A 17,431-nucleotide genomic window follows, 5' to 3' on the forward strand; every position below is an offset into this window, starting at 1 on the left:
AGAGGTAGGGCGGAGAAACAGGTAAAGGGTTGCTAAGAACCCTATATAGCCGACGTGTGACGTGCTGTGACACGCCCCGCCGATGCGCAACCTCTTTTTCCGGCCTACGCAAAGGGGACGTATGAGCGAGCCCGAGGTCGATCTTGACGCCGAGAAGTACGAGAAACACCGCGAGGCAGGGCAGATCCTCGCGCAGGTCCGCGACGAGGCAGCCGACCGGCTCGAGGTCGGGATGGGCTATCTGGAGATCTCGGAGTGGGCCGAGGACCGCATCCGGGAGCTCGGCGGCACACCCGCGTTCCCGGTCAACGTGAGCGTCGACGAGGAGGCGGCCCACGGCGCGGCCGGCCCCGGCGACGAGCGCACCGTCGGCGAGGAGATGGTGAAACTCGACATCGGCGTCCACATCGACGGCTGGCTCGCGGACACGGCCGTCACGGTGGACTTCAGCGGCACCCCGGAGCTCGTCGAGGCCGCCGAGGAGGCGCTCGATGCTGCCCTCGAGACCGTCGAGCCGGGTGTCGAGACGGGCACCATCGGGGCGGCCATCGAGGAGGTCATCGACGGCTACGGCTACAACCCGGTCGTGAACCTCACCGGGCACGGCCTGGGCCACTGGGAGCAGCACGTCCCGCCGAACATCCCGAACCGGGCGGTGCAGCAAGGGACGACCCTGGAGGTCGGCGACGTTGTCGCCATCGAACCGTTCGCGACCGACGGCTCCGGCAAGGTGTCGGAGGGCCAGCAGGAGGAGATATACTCGCTGGAGCGCGAGGCATCGGTCCGCGACCGCAACGCACGCAAGGCGCTCGAACAGATCACCGAGGAGTTCCAGACGCTGCCCTTCGCGACGCGATGGCTGGACGTCTCCCGACCGAACATGGCGTTACGGCGGCTGAAATCGCAGAACATCGTCCACGGCTATCCGGTGCTCAAGGAGGACGACGGCAAGCTTGTCAGTCAGAAGGAACACACGATAATCGTCACCGAGGATGGATGCGAAGTGACGACGGCGTCGGAGTGACGCCGTCGCCGGATACAGGTGGCCGCAGTCGTGTCACCGTCAGGCGTTGTTCATCCGCTGGCTCTCGCGGGTCCCGCACTGCTGGCACTCCGTGACGCGGTAGGGTTCCCGGGAGAACTGGGAGTTCTCTTTCTTCGTACTTTCCGTGACGAGCTGGACCGACACCTGGTGGATGGTGTCGGTTCCACAGCTGTCACAGTGCTCGGTCCGCCCGTCTATTGAGTTGTCAGTCGTCGCCATCCGATTAGGAGGTGGTTAGCAAGGGGTATAAAAAGAGACGACCGTTCAGCCTCGAAAACTAACCAAAACTGATTGTTGTTGGTATCTGAGTAATTGGTCACTAATTATGGCGTAACGGGTCGTTTACCCGGCGAACTGTCGCTGCTTGTAGCCCCGAAACCGGGTCTTGAACCCGGTATTGCGCCCCTTTCATGTCAGGTCAGGAGAGGAGTATCGGGGTCGTGGGATTCAATGTGGCCCCGCCCCGACTCGGCGCATGGACCAGGTGTTCGCGCCGTGGCGCATCGACTGGGTGGAACGCGACGGGAACGACGACATCGACGGCTGTCCCTTCTGTGAGCTGCCCGACCGGGACGCCGACCGCGAGTACCGCATCGTCGCACGGAACGAGGGAGCGTTCGTCATCCTGAACAACTACCCGTACAACCCGGGGCACGCGATGGTCATCCCGTACAGCCACACCGGCGACCTCCGTGACCTCGATGACGAGACGCTGCTCGCACACGCACACCTGAAACAGCGGACGTTCGACGCGCTCGATGCGGCGATGGGTCCGAACGGCTACAACGCGGGGCTGAACCTCGGTGGCGCGGCCGCCGGCGGCTCCATCGACGACCACCTCCACACCCACGTCGTCCCGCGGTGGAACGGCGACACGAACTTCATGCCGGTCATCGGCGACACGAAGGTCATCGTCGAGGCGGTCTCCGAGACGTACGGCCGGCTGCACGAGGCGTTCGCCTCGCAGGACGGTGCGGTCGTCCACGGCGACGATACGGCGGTCCGGTTCCCCGACGACGGGTCAAGGTGACCTCTCACCGTCGGGTAATCACGCCGCCCTGCCCTCACGCGAAACAGTCATTCTAAGTACGGGCCGTCCCACTACACGACACGAATGGACGACCGCCGTCGGACCGTCCGCCGGGTCGGAGCCGTCGTCCTCCTCGCCAACGTCGCGCTCGCGCTGGCGAAGGGCGCGGTGTACGTCGAGAGCGGGAGCCTCGCGGTCGGCTCCGAGGCCGTCAACAGCCTCTCGGACTCCGTCTACAGCCTCGTCGTGCTCGTCGGGCTCTACCTGACGACCCAGCCCCCGGACTTCGAGCACCCCCACGGCCACGAGCGCATCGAGCCGTTTGTCTCGCTGTTCGTCGCCGCCGGCATCTTCGCCGCCGGTGCACTCGTCTTCTGGCAGTCGAGCACGACGCTGCTGGCCGGCGACATCGCGGTCAACGCGACGCCGGCCGGTATCGGCGTGCTCGCGGGCTCGGCCGTCCTCAAGCTCGGCCTCTACCGGTACTGCCTGACGCGTGGCGCGGACGCGAACTCCCCGGCGCTGGTCGCGACGGCACTCGACAATCGGAACGACGTGCTCACCGCGCTGGCTGCGCTCGTGGGCGTGCTCGGCGCGTCGGCGGGCTTCCCGGTGCTCGACCCGCTGGCGGCCGCACTCGTCTCGCTCGGTATCCTCTGGACGGGCGTGGAGATCGTCCGCGACAACGTCAACTACCTCGTCGGCGGCGCACCCCCGGACGACCTGCGTGCGGAGATCGTCGAGCGCGCCACCGCCCACCCAGAGGTCGAGGGCGTCCACGACGTCGTCGCCCACTACGTCGGCCCGGAGATCGACGTGAGCCTCCACATCGAGGTCGAGGGCGACCGCACGCTGTTCGAGGCCCACGACATCGAGAGCGACGTGGTCCAGGCCATCCGCGAGCTGCCGGAGGTCGACGACGTCTTCGTCCACGTCGACCCGAAGGAGCTCGGCGAGTGGAAGGAGGACGAGGCGGCGGAACGACTGGTCGGCAACGCGGAGGAGTGAACCGTGCTGCCCGGCCCACGGCACCCGAACTGATAGGCGGCTGTCCGACCTATCCGGTGTATGAACGACGACCTATCGCTCGACGGGCGCACCCTCGTCGGGGTCGAGAACGACGAGGCCGGGGAGGTCGGCGGCGACACCCGGTTCCAGTTCGAACAGGACGGCGACCGCATCCACGCCCACTACGCCGGTGGCACCATCGTCGAGGGACACCTCGTCGGAACGCTCGACGACGGCCAGTGGGACGTTCGATACGTCCAGCTCCACGCGGACGGCGAGACGGCGACGGGGCACTCCGTCGGCGACGTGACCCTGCTCGACGACGGGCGCATCCGCGTCGACGACGAGTGGGAGTGGGAGTCGAGGCCCGGCGGTGGGGCCTCCGTGCTGGAAGAGGTCGAGTGACTCAGAGCGACAGGTACGGTACCACGGCCGGTTCGTCGGCGGTGTACGACAGTGCATCGGCGTTCTCCACGCCCTCGGGCGTCACGAGGTCGATGACGTTCGGGTCGGCGTCGTCGTCGCGGCCGCCGCCGAAGACGTAGCCGCCGGCTTCGGCCTGCACGGGGCGGATTCCGCCCGGGCTGTAGCCGTCCTGCCCCATGAGCAGCGGGACCAGTTCGGCGTCGCCGAGGCTCAGCGCGCTCTTGGGCACGGTGACGACGAACGTGTCGATGGTCGGGTACGCCGCGAGCCCGACGTCGCGGGTTATCTCCGCGCCGTCGGCGGTCTCGACGCGCGGGGCGGCGAACCCCTCGACGACGAGTCGACGGTGGTACGGCGATTCGAACCCGCAGTTGACGCCCTCGCGGGCGACCGTCGAGCCAGAGCCGGAACCGGGGCTCCGGACGTAGACGTGCAGCGTCTGGAGCGAGATGCCGTTCCCGCCCCAGGGGTTGGTGAGCTCGCCGGCGAGCTCCGTGCGGAACTGGTAGCTGTCGGCGGTCTCGTGGACGGCGAACTCGCTGATGTCGAACGCGCCGTCGACGAACGCGTCGGCGGTCGGGTAGACGTACTCGCCGGGGCCGTGGTCGTCGCCGGCGGGGTCGGACCACGTCGCGATTTCGGCACCGAGCGAGAGCGAGGAGACGGTGTCCTGCACGACGGTCGTCGCGGCGTCGGCGGGCGCGCCGGTCTGGTCGGCAGCGACGACGGTGACGGCGGACTCGCCCGCGACGCCGACGTCGACCGAGAACGAGCCGCCGTCCGGCGTCACGGTGACGGTCTCCTCCGGCGTCTTGACCGCGACGAGCGCGCCGTCGGTGCTCCCGGAGACGGTGACGGTATCGCCCTCGACGACGGCGGGCAGGTCGTCGACCGAGAGCGAGGGGCCGCCGGTGCGCGGGCCGTCGGCGTACCGGTCGCGGACGACCTGGGGGGTCTCGACGGGCTCGCCCGCGTCGATACCGTGTGCGAGCCGGACGAACTGGGCCATGCTCCACGAGAGCGGGGTGGCGCTGCCGGTGCCCTCGCCGAACTCCCAGCCGTACGGGCCGGGCTCGGGGCGGTCCCACACCTGCTCGGGGATCATCCGTCCCTCGTTGGCGAAGCCCTGCATCGTGTCGAGCAGGCTGTCGGGGGCGAGCGCGCCGTCGTCGGTGCCACGGAGCAGCTCGTACTCGGCGCGCTCGCCGGTGAAGATGGGCCAGAGGCGGCCCTTGCCGGCGTTGTCGAGCGACCACGGCGCACCTGACTGGTACTGACCGGAGCCGTCCTGCTCGCCGTAGCCGTCGCCGTTGTACCGGTACCAGGCGGGGCCGTGGGGCGTGTCGACCCGGATGGTGTCGTCGACGGCGTCGACGGAGTTCTCGATGGTGGAGTCGTCGGCGGGCTTGACGCCGAGCCGGACGAGTTCGAGGAAGCCGGCGTCGATGCACTCGCGCTCGTCGAGGCTCGGGCCGCCGTTGTTGATGTCGAGCGTCGCGCCGTCGTCCGGGTCGGTGTCGTCGTTGATGCGGACGTAGTACGGCGTCTCGCCGGCGCTGCCGGTCGTCGTCGCCATCCAATCCTCGACGCTGGCCTGCCAGTCGTCGGCGAGGGCGTAGTAGACCAGCGCGTCGCCGTCCTCGTCGACCGCGTCGGCGAGCGCGCCCGAGCAGACCAGGCCGGCGATCTCGGCGGCGGTCGTGCTCGGCGAGTAGCCGGACTCCTCCTCCCAGCGCTCCTGGGCAGTGGCGGGGCCGTTCGCGACCACGTAGTCGCTCGACCGGCGGACGTGCTCGTAGTCGTAGCTCGCCTCGTCGAAGCCGACGCCGTGGCGGGCGGCGAGCTGGTAGGCCATCACCTGCGGGAAGGAGATGTTGTCCAGCTGCTCGCCGCCCCAGCGCGTGCGACCGTCGACGAACGTGTTCTGCGGGATGAAGCCGTCCTCGCGCTGCTGGTGGTCGTAGACGTACTCGGTCGCCTCCAGCGCGCTCTCGACGTCGCCCATCGCCTCGAACGCGGTGAAGGCCTGGTAGAGGTCCCGGGCCCAGGTGTAGTTGTAGCCGTAGTCCGAGGGGTCGTCCGCGACGACTTCCTCTCCCCACGGCACCGAGAGGCTGGCCAGGCCAGCACCGGGGAACTGCTTCGAGTCGGCGGCCTTCAGCGCCATCGCGGCCGCGTCGTACTGCCGGCGGCGCTCGGGGTCCCCGACGACGCTCCACGGTCGGTCGAGGTGCCGCAGGTAGCGCCGCCAGCCGCGGGCGTAGCGTGCCCGGGCGACCGGGTACGGGAGCCGTGTCGCCCCGGCAGCGGTCTCGACGGCGGCCGCGGTGTCGCCGCCCTCGGCGAAGCCGAGTGCGACGGTGTCCTGCGCGTAGCGGCAGTCCGTCGCGAGCCGACCCAGCAGGGCGACGTTCCCGCTGGCCTCGTCGTACCGGGTGCCGTCGTCGCCAGCCGTGACGAGCGGCGAGAGGGAGTCCCCTCCCACGACGTCGACGCTGGTCCAGTCGAAGCCACGCCGGGCGGTCGCGGCGAGCGCGACGTTGTACGGTTCACCCTCCGGGTCGCGGATGACCGCCGCGTCGTCGTTCGACCCACCGTCGACGGCCGTCAGGACGGGGCCGCCACCTCCCGGCGGGCCGCCGCTGCTGTTGCCGTTCCCACCCTGTTGCGCGACCGCCGCCTGGTCGGTCTGGCCGCTGTTCGAGACGGCGGTGTCGACGACGACGTACACGTCGTAGCTGTGGCCGTCGCGGGCGCGGAAGCGCACGTCGGTCAGGATGGCGTCGCGGTCCGGGTCGGTGACGTGCTCCAGTTCCAGCGCCCAGTCCCGCCCCTCGGCCGTCTCGTGGACCTCGTGCTGGAACACCAGCGCGCGGTCGTCGGCCAGCTCGACCGACCGGTCGAGGGTGTCCTCGCCACCGTCGTCCTGGCGGGAGACGTCGAGCGTGCGTCGGACGTAGTCGGCGTCGTCGCTCGCGTCGGCGACCACCACGTCGAGCGAGCGCAGGTTCAGCAGGTCGATGCGGGGGAAGCGCCCACCGACCAGCGCGCCCTCGGTGAGCGCGAACCAGGTCCGGGAGGGGTCCGGTTCGCCGTGGTCGGCCGCGGTGCCGATGCCGTACTGCTCGCCGGTCGTCCAGTAGGAGGTGTCACCGCCGCTCGGGTCGGTCGTCGCCGCCGATACTCGTGTGCCGAGTCCCCCCGCGACGCCCGCCGCACCGAGCGCCTTCAGGACCGCACGTCTGCCAATGTCTCTCATGCATTCGAGAATTTACTCGTATCGTCCTTAATACTTTTTTCAAAGACTAGAAGAGTTACTTCCTCACGATTTCACAACGAAGTTACCTCCGGTGCCTGCGTGCGGTTATCCGTGTCGAACGGCCGTCTCTGGAGTGCACTGTGAGTTCGAACTCGAGGAATGGACCGCGACCGTGACGAGCGAACGGCGGTCACACGCCGCCGACGCCGGCGGCTCCCTACACCGGCGGGTCGCACGTCTCGACGTGCTCCCGGAGCCACGCCACCGCTCCAGCGACCGCCTCTGGGTCCGAGCCACTGACGCGAATCCGGCCCGGTTCGTCCACCGGCGCGGGGTAGCTCCCCACGGCCACGTCGAACCGCTCGCGGATCTCGGAGAGGACGCCGCCGAGTGCGCCCTCCGGTGTCGGCGTGTACACCGTCTCGCTCGTCCGGTCGCCCGCGAACTCGTCGGCGACGACCGCGAACATCGCCTTCATCTCGGCGGGAATCCCGGGGAGGACGTAGACGTTCGCGACGACGCAGCCCGGCGCCCAGCTCTCGTCGGTCACCAGCGCGCGGGCCCCTTCGGGGAGCGACGCCACCGCGTCGAGGTCCACGTCGAACTCGTAGTCCGCGGCGAGGTCGGGGTTCGCCTCGCGGAAGGCCTCGGCCCGTCGCACCAGCCGCTCGCGCTGGTCCTCGCAGACGACCATCTCGCGGTCGAACGCCCCGGCGACGGCCTCGACGGTCACGTCGTCGGGGGTGCCGCCGATGCCACCGGTGACGAGGACCGCGTCGAAGCTCTCGGAGAACTCGCGGACCCACTCGGCGATGACGGCCTCGTCGTCGGGAACGGTGAGGATGCGTGCGACTGTGACGCCCCGTCCTGTCAGCTCGGTCGCCAGCCACGACGCGTTCGTGTTCGTGGTCTCGCCGGCGAGCACCTCGTCGCCGACGGTCAGGATGGCGACCTGCATCAGGCCGGTGGCCCGGCGGTGTGGTCGGTTCGTCGGACCGTCGCCTCGACGACGGGTCGGTGCGCCGAACGGTCGTCGCGTCCACGAGGAGCGTGGTGTCTCATGGGTCCCCTTGCGGCCGCGAACTGGTAAACCCACCTCCGGGTGGTGGCACGGTGCCCGTCAGTAGTACTCGTCGTCGCTGGCGATGCCGTTGAACACGTACTTCCGAGCGTAGTTCGCGAGCACCAGCCCGGCGATGAAGACGAGCGGTGTGAAGAACGCACCCGCAGCGAGCCCCAGTGCGAGCATGAAGCTCCACGTGAACGCGTCGGGGCCGCGGGTCCGCGACGCGTGGACGTAGAGCAGTCCCGGCGGGACGACGACGAGTCCGAGCAACAGGACCACCAGCATCGCGTCGACAGCCAACGGCATCGCAACGTTCATGAAACATACCATTTCGGGGCGGAAATAAATGCTCCGGCTGGTCCCACGTCGCTGCGAGCCGTGGTTCTCAGACCGGCGTCCCGAACGCGTAGACGGTGTTCTGTCCCGTCACCTCGAGGTCGACGAAGTCGCCGGGTTCGAGGCCGTGTTCGGTGGCGTTCCGCACGATGATCTGCCGATACGCCGAGTCCCGGCACTTCACCGAGTCGCCGGTGCCCTGCTCGACGACGAGGCAGTCCGCCTTCGTCTCGCCGACCATCGCCGCGTAGGCGTCGCCGACGACGTCCATCTTCAGCTCGGACATCGCCTTCGAGCGGTCCTTCTTCGTCTGGCCACCGAGGCCCTTCATGTCGGCGGCGTCGGTGCCGGGCCGCTTCGAGAACCGCGTGACGTTGATCTTCTCGGGCCGGGTCTCGCGCAGCAGCGCCATGCTCTGTGCGTGGTCCGCCTCGGTCTCCGTCGGGAAGCCGACGATGAAGTCCGTGCTGAGCGTCCAGTAGTCGAGCGCGTCGTCGAACGCGTCGACGACCTCCAGGTACTCCGAGACCTGGTGCTGGCGGCGCATGTCGCCGAGCACGTCGTCGCTCCCGGACTGCACCGGCGCGTGCAGGAAGTCGTACAGCTCGTCGTGTCTCGCGAACACGTCGGCCAGCTCCTCGCGGATGCCGTGGACGCCCTTCGGGTTCGCCATGCCGACGCGGACGCGGAACTCGCCGTCTATCTCGGTGCAGATGCGGTCGAGCAGGGTGTGCAGCTTGCGCTCGCCGGTGTCCCAGCCGTAGACGCCGGTGTCCTGCCCGGTGATGCGGAGCTCCGTCGCGCCGGCGTGGACCAGCGCGCGGGCCTTCTCGACGTTCTCCTCGACCGAGGGGGACTCTATCTTGCCCGTCGCGTGCTTCGTGATGCAGTACGAGCAGTCGCTCATGCAGCCCCGGGCGATGGGGAGGATGCCGACGACGCCGTCCAGGACGGGTTCGACGCCGGGGCCGGGCGTCGGGCACTCGCCGTTGGTCACCGCCGTGGGGACGTCGTCCCAGTGGAGTATCTGGGCGTCGACGGCCTCGTCGCGGAACTCCTCGCCCTGGGCCAGCGCCATACAGCCCGTGACGATGAGGTCCGCCGTCTCGGATTCGAGTTCTTTGGCCCGACGGAGCATGTTCCGCTCCGTCTTCTCGACCACCGTACAGGTGTTCAGTATCGCGACGTCGGCCTGTTCGGGGCCGTCGACGCGGTAGTGTCCCGCGTCGCGGAGCGCCGACTCTATCTGTCGGCTCTCACCTCTGTTGGAGGTACAGCCGTACGTCTCGATGTGGTATCGGGCCATTCCTATCCCCTGTTGCCGGTGCGCGTTCAAAAGCGCGACGATAGGCCCCGCGTGCCGTGTGTGGGGGGTTCGCGTGTCGGGGCGTGTGATGGTTATTGGCGCGTTTTCTGACTCTGAAACCAAGGCGATGGGGTTATAACTTCTCAGTTGTAACACATTTGTTGTAATGCGAACACAGACCCGCGCACTCCTCGCAGTCGCGTTCGCCGCCCTGCTCGTCACGAGCACGGTCGGCGCGGTCGCTGTGGGGGGCTCCTCGCTGTCCGCCCTGAACGGCACGCAGGAGCAAGACGAACTCGAATCGGCAGACGAAATCTACGTCGAGGACGACGGCGACGCCGTCCTCGTCTACCGCGAGGACGGCGCCGGTAGTGGCAACGGTCACTACGGCGCCGACCTCTCCGAGGGCCTGTTCCACGTGTTCCTCAACGACACGATGGACGAGGCCCCCGAGGACAACTTCTCCGGCGACGCGTCGTTCGAACTCACGCCCGAGTCGATGACGGGCGACGGTTCGTTCGCCATGGACACGCCGGACTCCATCGAGGACCTCTCGTTCACCGCCTCCGGTGAGCAGACCCGCGAGAACGCCCAGGGTTCGGTCACGTTCGATGGTACGTTCACCAGCGAGTCCGGGACGACCTCCACGGGCACCTCCATGCTCGAGTCCCTCTCGACGGAGGGCTCGATGACGACGACCGGGAGCTCGTTCTCGACGGCGGGCTCCGTCAGCGCGACGTTCGGTGAGGACCCCGGCGTCGACGAGATGCACTTCGCGTTCACGCTCGAGGAGCGCGAGGACAGCTACGTCCTCTCCGGCGAGCAGGACTACGTCGTCGGCTCCTACAGCGCCGACTCGTGGAACACCCGCGAGAGCGCGCGCCGGAGCCTCGAGTCGCAGTTCGGGCTCGTCGCCCGCCAGCTCGACGGTGACGTGAGCGTCACGGTCGAGTCGCACTCGTTCGACAGCGACACCAACCGGGTCGACATGGCCTACACGGTCGAGTTCACCGGCGTCGACGAGGCCGTCTCCGAGCAGCTGACCACTTCCCTCGCCTCCTCTCGGCAGATGAACCTCTCCGAGAGCGAGGCGGAGGACCTCGCCGAGCGCATCCAGTCCGTCGAGCTGACCGAGCTCTCCGCGTCCGTCGACGTGACGAGCGAGGAGGCCAGCGCGAGCTGGTCGGTCCAGATCGACAACTACGACGAGGCCTCGCTCGCGATGCTCGACATCATGGAGGCCTCCGAGATGAGCAGCGAGCAGCTGAACCTCGAGGAGAGCCGCGCACGCATCGAGGCCCAGTCCGCCGCCGACCTCCAGCGGACCTACACCTGGAGCGGCTCGCTCTCCTCGCCCGACCAGGACACCGCCGAGGTCGACTTCTCCGCCGACTACGAGACCGAGAACTGGGAGACCTACGTCGAGGAGCTCGAGAGCCGGGGCGTCGAGTGGTCCGGTAACACCGAGTTCTCCGCGAGCGCCCAGACCGAGAACGGCGAGCTGACCGCGGACATGTCCGCCACCTTCAGCCAGGAGGAGCTCGTGAGCGGGGCCATCGACAGCATGCTCCAGTCCAGCGAGGGCACCGGGAGCGACCAGTCCCGCGCCATGCTCGAGGCGTTCCAGCAGTCCGAGTTCGAGACGGCCCGGATGGACGTCTCGATGCAGGACCGCACCGTCACCTTCGAGGCCGGTGCGAGCTTCGACAACGTCTCCGCCTTCCGGGACGTGCTGGAGGAGGAGTACGGCGGCAACCTCAGCGTCGCCAGCGCCTACGGCGAGCTCTCCGGTGACGAGAGCGTCACCTACGTCCGACTCTCCGGGGCCGTCTCCGGCGACGCCAGCGAGTCCGACGTGCGCGAGCTCTCGGTCGTCGGCGACGAGACCGACGTCTACATGCCCGGCGACTGGGACCCCGACGAGAAGGACTTCCCCGAGATGGACACCCAGGAGGCCCGTACCTACCTGAACGTCGACGACGACGGCGGTGGCCTCCTCGGCGGGATGCCCGGCTTCGGCCCGGCCGTCGCACTCGTCGCACTCGTCGCGCTCGCGCTGTTCGGTCGGCGTCGCGCAGAGTAGAACCAGCTACCCTCCGACTACTCGCTTTCTTCGAAGCTCTCGACGATAGCGACGCCGCTGGACGCACCGATGCGTACCGCCCCGGCGTCGAACATCGCCTGCGCCTCGGCCCACGAGCCGACGCCGCCGCTCGCCTTCACGGGGAGGTACTCGCTCATCAGCTCGACGTCCGCGACCGCCGCACCGCCGTCGGCGAAGCCCGTCGAGGTCTTCACCATGTCGGCGTCGGCGTCCGCGGCGGCCTTGCAGGCGGCGTGTTTCTCCTCCTCGGTGAGCAGCGCGGTCTCGATGATGACCTTCACCGGCACCGGCACCGCGGCGACCAGCTCCTCCAGCTCGTCGTGGACCGCACCCGAGTCGCCCGCCTTCAGCCGGCCGACGTTGATGACCACGTCGAGCTCGTCGGCACCGTTGTCCCAGGCGTCGACACCCTCGTCGCGCTTGATCTCCGGCGTGTTGTTCCCGTGCGGGAAGCCGATGACCGTCGCGACGGTCACATCGGGGGCGTAATCCTTGGCCTCCTCGACGAAACACGGCGGGATGCAGGCGTTCATGCCGTACTCGGCGGCCTCGTCGAGGACCGACTCGACGTCGTCGAGCGTCGTCTCCGGGCCGAGCACGGTGTGGTCGATGCTCGCGGCGAGTTCCTCGCGGTTCATGGCTCCCCGTTGTGGGGGAGGGGGTATAGTAGTCGCCGGTCGTCCGTCACCAGCGGTCCCGTCACCCCGGCCGCCTGTCCCCAGCATCGGCCCAAGACCTTTGTCTCCGTCTTCGAACATGTCCGTATGCAACTGCCCTCCCGCCGCGCGCTTCTCTCTGCCGTCGGTGCTGGTCTCTCGGGAGCAGTAGCCGGCTGCCTCGACCAGGGCCGGAGCGGGACCGACGCTGCGGAGACCTCGACGGGGCCCGTCGGTCAGCGGCCCACTGCGACCGATTCGCTCCGGACGGCCATCACGGACGGGACGCTGGATGCGCACGTCAGCGTCCACAACGACGGGGACGCACCGGCGACCGTGACGGCCGAACTCCGTCGCGACGGCACGGTCGTCGACGAACGGACGCGGGACGTGAACGACGGCGTCGTCGCGTTTCTCTTCTCGGTCCCGGAACCGGGGTCGTACACCGTCTCGGCGCACCTCGATGCTGGCGGGAGCGCGACCCACGACTGGCAGGTCGAGGCGGGCTACCGCGGGTCGCTCACCGTGCAGGTCGGGGATTCGGGCGAGCCGTCCTTCGAGGAGACGCTGGTCGACCGTGGCTGTGCGACCGGCGAGGGGACGACGACGTCGCTCCCGTACGCGATACCTGACGCCTCGGAGACGCACACGCGCGGCCGGGCCGAACTCGCGAACGAGTCCGGGGAACCGGTCACGGTGACGCTCGCCGTTGCCCACGAATCGCTGACCTTCTTCGAGTGCACCTACGAACTCGACGCTGACCAGACCGTCGCCGTCGAGGGACTGACCGCGACCGCTGGGGAGTACACCGTCGACGTCGACGTCGTGGCCGGCGGGCGGACCGTCTCACGCTGGCGAATCCCGCCGGACCACGCCTGGCCGCTGCTCAGCGTCATCGTCCCCGCCGAAGGCGACCCGCTCGTCGGCTGTGGCGCGGCACGGGACGTGTCCGTCGCGCTCGAGAACATCACGGACACGTCCGTAGCGGCCACGGTGACGCTGGTACGCAACGGCGAGACGGTCAGCGAGCGGTCGGTCGACCTCGCTGCCCGCGGCTCGAGAGACCTCGCCCTGTCGACGCCCGTCGGTGACTTCTACAGGCTGGTCGCGACGGCCGACACCGGGACCGCACACGCGGAGCTCGTGCGGTGCTCCTGCTACACGGCCGCCGAGACGACGGTGACGTTCGACGGTGACGGGCCGCGAATCGACACGGGCGTCAGGCGCTGTACCTGAACTGGCGCTCCTCGGAGCCGTCCGTAGGCCTCCGTACCGCTCCCGAGACGACGCCTCTCGCCGCGCCATTTTTGTGTCGTGGCGGTCGAGATGAGAGGTATGACCGACGTACATCCGGCCGTCGCCGACACCGCCGACGACATCGCCACGATGGAGATCCGCGGTGCGGCGACCATCGCCGACGCGGCCGCCGGGGCGCTGGCGACGGCGGCCCGCGAGTCCGAGGCGGAGTCGCCCGAGGCGTTCCACGAGGACCTCCGCAAGGCGGCGAAGATGCTGTACGAGACGCGACCGACGGCGGTGAGCCTGCCGAACGCGCTCCGGTTCGTGATGGCCGACGTGACCGGTGAGACGGTCGCCGAACTCCGCGAGTCCGCCGTCGCCAGCGCCGAGGCGTTCCAGCGCGAGCTCGACCAGGCACAGGAGCGCCTCGGCGAGGTCGGCGCGAACCGGCTCCGCGACGGCGACGTGGTGATGACCCACTGTCACTCGACGGACGCGCTGTCGTGCGTGAAGGCGGCGCTCGACCAGGGCAAGCAGATCGAGGCCATCGTGAAGGAGACCCGGCCGCGCAAGCAGGGCCACATCACCGCCGAGGAGCTTCGCGACTGGGGCGTGCCGGTCACGATGATCGTCGACAGCGCGGCACGGCGGTACCTCGACGACGTGGACCACGTGGTCGTCGGCGCGGACTCCATCGCGGCCGACGGGAGCGTCATCAACAAGATCGGGACCTCGGGGCTGGCGGTGAACGCCCGTGACCGCGGCGTGCCCATCATGGTCGCCGCACAGACCATCAAGCTGCACCCGGACACGCTGACGGGTCACACCGTCGAGATAGAGATGCGCGACGAGTCGGAGGTACTCGGCGACGTGGAGCGCGAGCGCATCCAGGGCGACCCCGGGGGCTTCACCGTCGAGAACCCGGCGTTCGACGTGACACCGCCGCGGTACGTCGACGCCATCGTCACCGAACGCGGACAGTTCCCGCCCGAGAGCATCGTGGTCCTGATGCGCGAGCTGTTCGGCCGGGACACGGACCGTCCCTGGGAGGCGTGAAGGGACGACGACAGGTCGGTCACCTAACTTTCCGGCCGTAGCCGACCGGAACCTTCTTTCCTGTTGCTCTCACGATATGCGAGCATGGTACTTGCAGGGGCAGAGCTACCGCCGCTGGTCTACGCGGTGCCGCTCGTGCTCGCCTTCCTCGGGGTGGTGGCGTTGCTCTGGGCGGTCCACCCGCCCGTCACGGACTGGACGGCGGTGGCGTTCGTCCCGTGGATGCTCACGGGCGCGATCCTCCACGTCCTCTACGTCCTCGAGGTGTATCCCGAGTCTATCGCACCCCTGTTCGGCACGCTCACCGTCTACATCACGACGGCGACGGCTGCGGGGCTCGTCTGGATCCTGATGACGTTCCTCGCCGCGGTCCGCCAGCACTTCCACGCCGACCGGGGGCTGGGCACCGTCGGCACCGGCTTCGGCGTGACGTTCGTCATGTTCGCCATCCTCACGTCGCTCGAGAGCGGGACGTTCACCCCGTTCTGGTCGGTCATCGGCGCGGTCGTCGCGGCCATCGTCGCGGCCATCGCCTGGGTGCTGTTGAGCCTCCGCTACACCGAGGTCGCCGCCAAGGCGGGCCGGACCGGCGTCGTCGTCGTGTTCGCACACACGCTCGACGGCATCACGACCGCCATCGGCTACGACTTCCTCGGTGGCGGCGAGCGCGTCGTCCTCTCGAAGTACATCCTGGAGGCCGGCGAGCAGCTCCCGACGTACGACGCCATCGGGGCTGGCTGGCTGTTCGTCCTCGTGAAGGTGCTGCTGGCGCTCGTCGTCGTCGCGGCGTTCAAGGAGTACATCGACGAGCAGCCCCGCTACGGCCGGCTCGCGCTGGCGTTCGTCGCCGCGGTCGGGCTGGGCCCCGGCCTCCACAACCTGCTGCTGTTCATGGTCTCGGGCGACGTGACCGCGGCGGACCTGCCCTTCGCACTCGCTCACGTGGCGGGGGTGGCCTGAGTGCCGCGGGTGCTCACCGCGGGACACGTCAACTGGGACGTGACCCTCCGCGTCGACCGCCTCCCGGAACCCGACGGCGAGTCACGGATCAGCTCGCTGCGCTCCTCCGGGGGCGGGAGCGCCGCCAACGTCGCCGTCGCGCTCTCGGGGCTGAACGTCGACACCGGGCTCGTCGGCAGCGTCGGCGACGACGAGAACGGCCTGCTCGCGCGGCGCGAGCTGGACGACGCCGGCGTCGACCTCGAGGGCCTGCTGACGGTGCCGGACGGCCAGACCGCCGTGAAGTACCTGCTCGTCGACGAGCAGGGCGAGGTGGCGGTCCTCGGCAACGACGGTGCGAACGAGGCCGTCGAACCCGGCGACGTCGAGCCCGCGTACGTCCGTTCGGCCGACCACGTCCACCTGACGAGCCAGCGACCGGACACCGCCGCGAGAATCGCCGAACTCGCGGCCGAGGCGGGCGTCCGCGTCAGCTTCGACCCCGGACGACGGCTCGCCGACCGGGACTTCTCGGCCGCGCTGGAGGCCGCGGACATCCTGTTCCTGAACGACCGCGAGGCGGAGAGCGTGCTCGAGACGGAGTACCCCGGCTCGGAGTTCGCGGACCGCGTGCTCGTCGTCAAGCGCGGGAGCGACGGTGCGGTCGTCCACACGCCCGACGCGACCTACGAGCACCCGGGTTTCGGCGTCGACCCCGTCGACACGACCGGCGCGGGCGACGCCTTCGCGGCCGGCTTCGTCGCGGCGCTGCTCGAATCGGAGGACTACGAGCGCGCCGTCGAGCACGGCAACGCCTGCGGTGCGCTCGCCGCCGCCGAGGAGGGGGCCCGGGCCGCGCCGACGGAGTCCGAGCTGGCGACGTTTCTGGACGACGCGTTCTGAACGGCGAGCCCGTCGCCCTACCGCTGTCTGGCCCGGCGGACGAGGAAGACGGCGAGTCCGAGTGTGCCACCGATGACTAGCGCGAGGGTCGGCGACACCGGGTCGCTGGTGGTCCACTTCCCGAAGCCGGTGATGCCGGCGTAGTACCCGATTCCCGCGACGACGAGCCCGTTGAGCGCGTCCCGGCCCAGGCGTTCGCGGCTGTCGGTCTCCGGCTCGATGTCCATGGTTCGTGACTGCCGGTGTCGGAAAAAAGCGTTGCGGCCACGGGGGCCACGGGCTGCGTCTGTCGTCCCCTGGAACCGGTTTTCACCGTCGCGGCGCGGTCACGGCGTCCCAGTTCACCCGGTAGGCGAGGAACACCGCGAGGCACGTCGCGACGCCGAGGCCGAGTGCCACCGGGAGCGGGAGCTCGGGGAGGTCGGCGTAGCCGGCCGGTCCGATGCCGAGGGCCGTGACCAGCGTCACGGCGAGGCCGTACATCGACGCCCGAGCCGCGTCGGCCCGCGCACCAGTGTCACCGTCTCGCATCTCGTTGCCGTGCGACCGCCGGGGGCAAAGTCGTTCCGCCCGTTGAGGGGGGCAAAGGCTACGCTCCTGCTGCCCGTCGCTCGGACATGGACCCACGAATCAGCATCCTCACGCTCGGCGTCGAGGACCTCGACCGGGCGACCGAGTTCTACCGCGACGGCCTCGGGTTGCCCGAGCGCGACACCGAGGGCGACATCGCGTTCTTCGAGACGGCGAGTACGTGGCTGGCGCTGTACCCCCGCGAGGAGCTGGCCGACGACGCGACCGTTCCGGCGGAGGGGTCGGGGTTCCGGGGGTTCACGCTCGCGCACAACGTCGAGTCGGAAGAGCGGGTCGACGCCGTCCTCGCCGAGGCCGAGGCGGCAGGTGCGGAGATCGTCAAACCAGCACAGGAGGTGTTCTGGGGCGGCTACTCCGGCTACTTCGCCGACCCCGACGGCTTCCTCTGGGAGGTCGCCTGGAACCCGGGGTTCCCGCTCGACGACTGACGCCCCACGGGATTAAGGGGCGACCCGCCGAAGCCGACG

General features: G+C 69.2%; 18 protein-coding genes. 10 read left to right on the forward strand and 8 right to left on the reverse strand.

The genetic code is table 11. The features are described from left to right. The first annotated feature begins 121 nt into the window (after positions 1-121). Positions 122-1,024, forward strand: a complete 903-nt coding sequence (gene map / locus ACSG06_RS03290; protein ID WP_440988836.1) for a type II methionyl aminopeptidase — start codon at positions 122-124, stop codon at positions 1,022-1,024. A 39-nt stretch (positions 1,025-1,063) separates the two neighbouring features. Here map and ACSG06_RS03295 read toward each other — a convergent pair whose 3' ends face one another. Beyond that, the gene (locus ACSG06_RS03295) at positions 1,064-1,264 is read right to left on the reverse strand and encodes a DUF7835 family putative zinc beta-ribbon protein (RefSeq protein ID WP_440988837.1); all 201 of its coding nucleotides are present in this window, start codon (positions 1,262-1,264) and stop codon (positions 1,064-1,066) included. A gap of 256 nt (positions 1,265-1,520) precedes the next feature. Between ACSG06_RS03295 and ACSG06_RS03300 the strand changes: the two genes are divergently transcribed. From ACSG06_RS03300 to ACSG06_RS03310, 3 genes are all read left to right on the forward strand, one after another. Next, the gene (locus tag ACSG06_RS03300) at positions 1,521-2,075 is read left to right on the forward strand and encodes an HIT family protein (protein WP_440988838.1); all 555 of its coding nucleotides are present in this window, start codon (positions 1,521-1,523) and stop codon (positions 2,073-2,075) included. An 84-nt stretch (positions 2,076-2,159) separates the two neighbouring features. Next, positions 2,160-3,083: a cation diffusion facilitator family transporter gene (locus tag ACSG06_RS03305; RefSeq protein WP_440988839.1), complete on the forward strand. Its 924-nt coding sequence runs from the start codon at positions 2,160-2,162 to the stop codon at positions 3,081-3,083. Positions 3,084-3,143: 60 nt separating this feature from the next. After that, positions 3,144-3,488, forward strand: a complete 345-nt coding sequence (locus ACSG06_RS03310) for an avidin-fold protein (protein ID WP_440988840.1) — start codon at positions 3,144-3,146, stop codon at positions 3,486-3,488. 1 nt (position 3,489) lies between these two features. Here ACSG06_RS03310 and ACSG06_RS03315 read toward each other — a convergent pair whose 3' ends face one another. The 4 genes from ACSG06_RS03315 to ACSG06_RS03330 all read right to left on the reverse strand — a co-directional run bounded on the left by ACSG06_RS03315 (position 3,490) and on the right by ACSG06_RS03330 (position 9,476). Next, positions 3,490-6,768, reverse strand: coding sequence for a glucodextranase DOMON-like domain-containing protein (locus ACSG06_RS03315; protein ID WP_440988841.1), 3,279 nt, complete (start codon positions 6,766-6,768; stop codon positions 3,490-3,492). 217 nt (positions 6,769-6,985) lie between these two features. Further along, the gene (locus ACSG06_RS03320) at positions 6,986-7,726 is read right to left on the reverse strand and encodes a competence/damage-inducible protein A (protein WP_440988842.1); all 741 of its coding nucleotides are present in this window, start codon (positions 7,724-7,726) and stop codon (positions 6,986-6,988) included. Between the two features lie 162 nt (positions 7,727-7,888). Beyond that, the gene (locus ACSG06_RS03325) at positions 7,889-8,152 is read right to left on the reverse strand and encodes a hypothetical protein (protein ID WP_440988843.1); all 264 of its coding nucleotides are present in this window, start codon (positions 8,150-8,152) and stop codon (positions 7,889-7,891) included. Positions 8,153-8,219: 67 nt separating this feature from the next. Beyond that, positions 8,220-9,476, reverse strand: a complete 1,257-nt coding sequence (locus tag ACSG06_RS03330; protein ID WP_440988844.1) for a tRNA (N(6)-L-threonylcarbamoyladenosine(37)-C(2))-methylthiotransferase — start codon at positions 9,474-9,476, stop codon at positions 8,220-8,222. A gap of 166 nt (positions 9,477-9,642) precedes the next feature. On the opposite strand from ACSG06_RS03330, the gene ACSG06_RS03335 reads away from it, so the two are divergent. Beyond that, the gene (locus tag ACSG06_RS03335) at positions 9,643-11,559 is read left to right on the forward strand and encodes a PGF-CTERM sorting domain-containing protein (protein WP_440988845.1); all 1,917 of its coding nucleotides are present in this window, start codon (positions 9,643-9,645) and stop codon (positions 11,557-11,559) included. Positions 11,560-11,576: 17 nt separating this feature from the next. On the opposite strand, the gene deoC is transcribed toward ACSG06_RS03335, so the two are convergent. After that, positions 11,577-12,218, reverse strand: coding sequence for a deoxyribose-phosphate aldolase (gene deoC, locus ACSG06_RS03340; RefSeq protein WP_440988846.1), 642 nt, complete (start codon positions 12,216-12,218; stop codon positions 11,577-11,579). 126 nt (positions 12,219-12,344) lie between these two features. On the opposite strand from deoC, the gene ACSG06_RS03345 reads away from it, so the two are divergent. From ACSG06_RS03345 to ACSG06_RS03360, 4 genes are all read left to right on the forward strand, one after another. Next, positions 12,345-13,472 carry an Ig-like domain-containing protein gene (locus ACSG06_RS03345; protein WP_440988847.1) on the forward strand — a complete coding sequence of 376 codons (1,128 nt, stop codon included), beginning with the start codon at positions 12,345-12,347 and terminating at the stop codon, positions 13,470-13,472. 90 nt (positions 13,473-13,562) lie between these two features. Further along, positions 13,563-14,531: a ribose 1,5-bisphosphate isomerase gene (locus ACSG06_RS03350; RefSeq protein ID WP_440988848.1), complete on the forward strand. Its 969-nt coding sequence runs from the start codon at positions 13,563-13,565 to the stop codon at positions 14,529-14,531. Positions 14,532-14,615: 84 nt separating this feature from the next. Further along, a complete protein-coding gene (locus ACSG06_RS03355) occupies positions 14,616-15,491 on the forward strand; it encodes a DUF63 family protein (protein WP_440988849.1) in 876 nt (291 codons plus the stop codon). Continuing rightward, entirely contained in the window at positions 15,492-16,373 is an 882-nt protein-coding gene (locus ACSG06_RS03360; RefSeq protein ID WP_440988850.1) for an ATP-dependent ribose-1-phosphate kinase, read from the forward strand. Between the two features lie 17 nt (positions 16,374-16,390). Here the strand turns inward: ACSG06_RS03360 and ACSG06_RS03365 are convergent, their stop codons facing one another. Then, positions 16,391-16,600 (reverse strand): hypothetical protein, encoded by a 210-nt coding sequence (locus tag ACSG06_RS03365; RefSeq protein ID WP_440988851.1) that lies wholly within the window; start codon positions 16,598-16,600, stop codon positions 16,391-16,393. A gap of 82 nt (positions 16,601-16,682) precedes the next feature. After that, positions 16,683-16,904: a hypothetical protein gene (locus ACSG06_RS03370; protein ID WP_440988852.1), complete on the reverse strand. Its 222-nt coding sequence runs from the start codon at positions 16,902-16,904 to the stop codon at positions 16,683-16,685. Positions 16,905-16,990: 86 nt separating this feature from the next. On the opposite strand from ACSG06_RS03370, the gene ACSG06_RS03375 reads away from it, so the two are divergent. Beyond that, positions 16,991-17,392 (forward strand): VOC family protein, encoded by a 402-nt coding sequence (locus ACSG06_RS03375; protein ID WP_440988853.1) that lies wholly within the window; start codon positions 16,991-16,993, stop codon positions 17,390-17,392. Positions 17,393-17,431: the final 39 nt, after the last annotated feature.

Origin of the sequence: Haloarchaeobius baliensis, assembly GCF_052060055.1 — an archaeon.
GTDB classification, from domain to species: Archaea; Halobacteriota; Halobacteria; order Halobacteriales; family Natrialbaceae; genus Haloarchaeobius; species Haloarchaeobius baliensis.